Source organism: Burkholderia sp. LMU1-1-1.1, assembly GCF_040675865.1.
GTDB lineage: Bacteria > Pseudomonadota > Gammaproteobacteria > Burkholderiales > Burkholderiaceae_D > Rugamonas.
Genome location: NZ_JBEGHG010000030.1, coordinates 1 through 5,467, shown reverse-complemented (window position 1 = coordinate 5,467; position 5,467 = coordinate 1). Strand labels below are relative to the sequence as shown.

Sequence of the window (5,467 nt, the reverse complement as noted above, 5' to 3'; positions counted from 1 at the left end):
GCCTGGCACCAGGCGTTCGCCGCCTACCGCCGCGAGCATCCGGCGCTGGCCGACGAGCTCGTCCGCCGCAGCGCCGGCGTGCTGCCCGACGCGCTGGCCGCCAGCATGGCCGCGCTGCTGGCCGCGCCCGGCCCGCTGGGCGGCAAGCTGGCCACCCGCAGGGCCTCGCAGCTGGTGCTCGAACACCTGAGCGGCGTGGCGCCCGAGCTGTTCGGCGGCTCGGCCGACCTGACCAGCTCCAACCTGACCGACGTCGGCGCCTCCGTCTGGCTCAACTACGCCAACCCGCCCGGCGCCGGCAACTACCTGAGCTACGGCGTGCGCGAGTTCGGCATGGCCGCGATCATGAACGGCGTCGCCCTGCACGGCGGCGCCATCCCCTACGGCGGCACCTTCATGGCGTTCTCCGACTATTCGCGCAACGCCATCCGCATGGCCGCGCTGATGAAGCTGCGCGTGATCCACGTGCTGACCCACGACTCGATCGGCCTGGGCGAGGACGGCCCGACCCACCAGCCGGTCGAGCACGCGGCCAGCCTGCGCCTGATCCCCAACAACCGCGTGTGGCGCCCGTGCGACGGCATCGAGACGGCGCTGGCCTGGGAGGCCGCGCTGCGGCGCGCCGACGGCCCGACCTGCCTGGTGCTCACGCGCCAGGCGCTCGAACCGTTCCCGCGCGACGCCGCCCAGCTGGCCGGCGTGGCGCGCGGCGGCTACGTGCTGCGCGACTGCGAGCGCCCGCGGCTGGTGCTGGTGGCGACCGGTTCCGAGGTCGGCATCGCGGCCCAGGCGGCGCAAGTGCTGGCCGCCGAGGGCCACCGCGTGCGGCTGGTGTCGCTGCCGTGCGTGGAACTGTTCTACGCGCAGGACGCGGCCTACCGCGAGGCGGTGCTGCCGGCCGGCGTGCCGCGCGTGAGCGTGGAGGCCGGCGTGACGTGGTTCTGGCGCGCCGTCGTCGGCGACACCGGCATCGCGCTCGGCGTCGACAGCTTCGGCGAATCGGCGCCGGCCGAGCAGCTGTACCGGCATTTCGGGCTGACGCCGGCGCACGTGGCCGCCGCCGCGCGCACCCTGCTCGCCGGCGGCGCCGACGCGGGGGCGCGCTGATGGACCGGCGCGAACACGGCGGCGCGCCGCGCGCCCTGCTGATCGACCTCGACGGCACGATGGTCGACACCGCGCCCGACCTGGCCGCGGCCGCCGCGCTGATGCTGGCCGGGCTGGGGCGCCCGCCGCTGGCGCTGTCCACCGTCGCCGGCTTCATCGGCAACGGCGTGCCGGCGCTGGTGGCGCGGGTGCTGGCCGCGTCCGGCCTGGCCGGAGCGGCCAACCCGGTCGACCCGGCCGCCGCCGAGGCCAGCTTCGTCCACCACTACACCGGCACCAACGGGCGCCACGGCCGCGCCTATCGTGGCGCGCTGGACGGCGTGGCGGCGCTGCGGCGCGCCGGCTTCCCGCTCGCCTGCGTCACCAACAAGCCGCAGGCGCTGGCCGAGGCGCTGCTGGGCACCTGCGGACTGCTGCCCCATTTCGACCACGTCGTCGGCGGCGACACGCCGGCCGGCCTGAAGCCGTCGGCCGGACCGCTGCTGCACGCCTGCCGGCTGCTGGGCGTGGCGCCGCAACGCGCGCTGATGGTGGGCGACTCGGCGATCGACGTGGCCGCCGCGCGCGCGGCCGGCATGCCGGTCTGGCTGGTGCGCCACGGCTATCCGGGCGCCGGCGCGGACACGAGTTCGGACTCGGCAACGGCGGCCGGCGCCGACGGCTACATCGACGACCTCGGGCAGCTGGCCGCCCGCCTGGCCGCCCCGCCATCCCATCCAAACCATCCACCACTTGAAGGAATCGAGCCATGACCATCAAAGTCGCGATCAACGGCTACGGCCGCATCGGCCGCAACATCCTGCGCGCCCACTACGAGGGCGGCAAGCGCCACGACATCGAGATCGTCGCCATCAACGACCTGGGCGACCCGGCCGGCAACGCCCACCTGACCCGCTACGACAGCGCCCACGGCCGCTTCGGCGCCGAGGTCGGCGTCGACGGCGGGCACATGGTCGTCAACGGCGACCGCGTCCGCGTGCTGGCCTGCCGCGACCCGGCCGAGCTGCCCTGGGCCGAGCTGGGGGTCGACGTGGTGCTCGAGTGCACCGGCTTTTTCACCAGCAAGCACAAGGCGTCGGCCCACCTGCGCGCCGGCGCCAAAAAAGTCATCATCTCGGCGCCCGGCGCCGGCGACGTCGACGCCACCGTGGTCTACGGCGTCAACCACCACACGCTCAAGGCCGGCGACACCGTCATCTCCAACGCCTCGTGCACCACCAACTGCCTGGCGCCGCTGATCGCGCCGCTCGACGCCGCGCTCGGCGTGGTCAGCGGCCTGATGACCACCGTCCACGCCTACACCAACGACCAGGTGCTCACCGACGTGATGCACGAGGACTTGCGCCGCGCGCGCTCGGCCACCACCAGCATGATCCCGACCCGCACCGGCGCGGCCAGCGCGGTGGGGCTGGTGCTGCCGGCGCTGGCCGGCAAGCTCGACGGCTTCGCGGTGCGGGTGCCGGTGCTCAACGTCTCGCTGGTCGACCTCAGCTTCATCGCCGCGCGCCCCACCAGCGTCGACGAGGTGCACGCCATCATGCGCGCGGCCGCCGGCTCGGCGGCGCTGCGCGGCATCCTCGCCACCACCGCCGAACCGCTGGTGAGCCGCGACTTCAACCACGATCCGGCCTCCAGCACCTACGACGAATCGCTGACCCGGGTCTGCGGCAACCTGGTCAAGGTGGGCAGTTGGTACGACAACGAATGGGGCTTTTCCAACCGCATGCTCGACACGACGGTGGCCCTGATGGCGGCGCGGCCATGAGCGCCGTCCCGCTGGACGCCGGCGGCGCCCGCTTCCGCACCCTGACCGGCCTGCCGGCCGAAGCGCTGGCCGGCAAACGCGTGCTGATCCGCGCCGACCTCAACGTGCCGCTGGACGCGGACGGCGCGATCGCCGACGACAGCCGCATCCGCGCGGCGCTGGCCGGCATCGGCCACGCGCTCGGCGCCGGCGCGGCCGTGATGGTGGTGTCGCACCTGGGGCGCCCGGCCGAGGGCGCGCTGACCGCGCGCGACTCGCTGGCGCCGGTGGCCGAGCGCCTGGGCGAGCTGCTGGGGCGTCCGGTGGCGCTGCTGCGCGACTGGACCGGCGGCGGCTTCGCGCTGGCGCCGGGCCAGCTGGTGGTGCTGGAGAACTGCCGCGGCAATCCGGGCGAGACGGCCAACGACCCGGCGCTGGCGCGCGCCATGGCGGCGCTGTGCGACGTCTACGTCAACGACGCCTTCGGCACCGCCCACCGCGCCGAGGCCAGCACCGAGGGCGTGGCGCGTTACGCCGCGCTGGCCTGCGCCGGCCCGCTGATGGCGGCCGAGCTCGACGCGCTGGGCCGGGCGCTGGCCGCCGCGCGCCGCCCGCTGGTGGCCATCGTGGCCGGCTCCAAGGTCTCGACCAAGCTCACCGTGCTCGAGGCGCTGGCCGACCAGGTCGACCTGCTGATCGTCGGCGGCGGCATCGCCAACACCTTCCTGCTGGCGCAAGGCGCGGCGATCGGCAAGTCGCTGGCCGAGCCGGCGCTGGCGCCGGCGGCGCGCCGCATCATGGACAAGATGGCCGCGCGCGGCGCCGCCGTGCCGCTGCCGGTCGACGTGGTGTGCGCCACGCGTTTCGCCGCCGACGCCGCCGCCACGGTCAAGCCGCTGGCCGGCGTCGCCCCGGACGACCTGATCCTCGACATCGGCCCCGACAGCGCGCTGGCGCTGGCGGTGGCGCTGCAGACGGCCGGCACCATCGTCTGGAACGGCCCGCTGGGCGTGTTCGAGCTGGCGCCGTTCTCCGGCGGCACCCGGGTGCTGGCGCGCGCCATCGCCGAATCGCCGGCGTTTTCGATCGCCGGCGGCGGCGACACGGTGGCCGCCATCCACGCGTTCGGCGTGGCCGCCCATATCGACTACATCTCGACCGCCGGCGGCGCCTTCCTCGAATTTTTGGAAGGCAAGACCCTGCCGGCCGTGGCCGCCCTCGAACGGCGCCGCGCCGACTGACGCCCCACCATACCCACACCACAACCAAGGAGATCCACCATGTCCCTCGTCTCGCTGCGCCAGCTGCTCGACCACGCCGCCGAGCACCAGTACGGCCTGCCCGCCTTCAACGTCAACAACCTCGAGCAGATCCTCGCCATCATGCGGGCGGCCGACGCCTGCGACAGCCCGGTGATCCTGCAGGCGTCGGCCGGCGCCCGCAAGTACGCCGGCGAGCCATTCCTGCGCAAGATGGTCGAGGCCGCGCTGGAGGCCTATCCGCACATCCCCATCTGCATGCACCAGGACCACGGCGCCAGCCCGGCCGTGTGCCAGGGCGCGATCCGCTCCGGCTTTTCCAGCGTGATGATGGACGGCTCGCTGATGGCCGACATGAAGACGCCGTCCTCGTACGACTACAACGTCGCCACCACCCGCACCGTGGTCGATTTCGCCCACGCGATCGGGGTCTCGGTGGAGGGCGAGCTCGGCTGCCTGGGCTCGCTCGAGACCGGCCAGGCCGGCGAGGAGGACGGCTCGGGCGCGGCCGGCACGCTGTCGCACGAGCAATTGCTCACCGACCCCGACCAGGCGGCCGATTTCGTCGCCCGCACCGGCGTCGACGCGCTGGCCATCGCCATCGGCACCAGCCACGGCGCCTACAAGTTCAGCCGCAAGCCGACCGGCGACATCCTGGCCATCGAGCGCATCAAGGCGATCCACGCGCGCGTGCCGGGCACCCACCTGGTCATGCACGGCTCGTCGTCGGTGCCGCAGGAATGGCTGGCCGTGATCCGCGCGCACGGCGGCGAGATCAAGGAAACCTACGGCGTGCCGGTCGAGGAAATCCTCGAGGGCATCAAGCACGGGGTGCGCAAGATCAACATCGACACCGACATCCGGCTGGCGATGACGGGCGCGATGCGGCGCAGCATGGCCGAGGACCGCGCCGAGTTCGACCCGCGCAGCTTCCTCAAGGACGCCACGGCGGCCGCCCGCGACCTGTGCCGGCAGCGCTTCGAGGCCTTCGGCAGCGCCGGCCAGGCCGGCCGCATCAAGGTGGTCCCGCTCGAGCGCATGGCCGCGCGCTACGCCGCCGGCGAGCTCGCCGCCGTGGTGCGCTAGGGCGCCGGCCATGCTGGCGTCCCTGTCGAACCTGTCGATCCGGCTGCGCATGCGCGCGGTGTTCGCCTTGCTGGCGCTGCAGCTCACGCTCGGCGGCGCGCTCGGCATCGCCAGCCTGGCGGCGGCCCACGAGCGCTGGGACGCGCTGTACCGGCAACGCGCGCAGCTGAGCGGCGCGCTGCTGGCGCAGGCGCGCGAGGACGGCCGGGCGGCGCCGGCGCTGGCGGCGAAACGCAGCAGGGTGTCGCCGAAGCCGCCCCTGGCCTTCGGG

6 protein-coding genes are annotated in these 5,467 nt (G+C 74.1%); all 6 read left to right on the top strand.

The genetic code is table 11. The annotated features are described in order from the left end of the window. On the top strand, positions 1-1,107 hold a 1,107-nt coding region (locus MRBLMU1_RS21510; protein WP_363505494.1), incomplete at its 5' end, for a transketolase-like TK C-terminal-containing protein. Continuing rightward, positions 1,107-1,859, top strand: coding sequence for a phosphoglycolate phosphatase (gene gph / locus MRBLMU1_RS21505; RefSeq protein ID WP_363505491.1), 753 nt, complete (start codon positions 1,107-1,109; stop codon positions 1,857-1,859). The genes MRBLMU1_RS21510 and gph, both read left to right, overlap by 1 nt. Next, a complete protein-coding gene (gene gap / locus MRBLMU1_RS21500; RefSeq protein WP_363505488.1) occupies positions 1,856-2,872 on the top strand; it encodes a type I glyceraldehyde-3-phosphate dehydrogenase in 1,017 nt (338 codons plus the stop codon). Before gph ends, gap begins: the two co-directional genes overlap by 4 nt. Beyond that, positions 2,869-4,092, top strand: a complete 1,224-nt coding sequence (locus tag MRBLMU1_RS21495) for a phosphoglycerate kinase (protein ID WP_363505485.1) — start codon at positions 2,869-2,871, stop codon at positions 4,090-4,092. Before gap ends, MRBLMU1_RS21495 begins: the two co-directional genes overlap by 4 nt. Before the next feature lie 39 nt (positions 4,093-4,131). After that, positions 4,132-5,196 carry a class II fructose-bisphosphate aldolase gene (fba, locus tag MRBLMU1_RS21490; RefSeq protein ID WP_363505482.1) on the top strand — a complete coding sequence of 355 codons (1,065 nt, stop codon included), beginning with the start codon at positions 4,132-4,134 and terminating at the stop codon, positions 5,194-5,196. 10 nt (positions 5,197-5,206) lie between these two features. Continuing rightward, on the top strand, positions 5,207-5,467 hold a 261-nt coding region (locus MRBLMU1_RS21485; RefSeq protein ID WP_363505479.1), incomplete at its 3' end, for a hypothetical protein.

What these genes read in the sequence shown, in the direction of transcription:
- gph (WP_363505491.1), top strand. Translation starts at nt 1,107, where the DNA reads ATGGACCGGCGCGAACACGGCGGCGCGCCGCGCGCCCTGCTGATCGAC.
- MRBLMU1_RS21495 (WP_363505485.1), top strand. Translation starts at nt 2,869, where the DNA reads ATGAGCGCCGTCCCGCTGGACGCCGGCGGCGCCCGCTTCCGCACCCTG.
- fba (WP_363505482.1), top strand. Translation starts at nt 4,132, where the DNA reads ATGTCCCTCGTCTCGCTGCGCCAGCTGCTCGACCACGCCGCCGAGCAC.
- gap (WP_363505488.1), top strand. Translation starts at nt 1,856, where the DNA reads ATGACCATCAAAGTCGCGATCAACGGCTACGGCCGCATCGGCCGCAAC.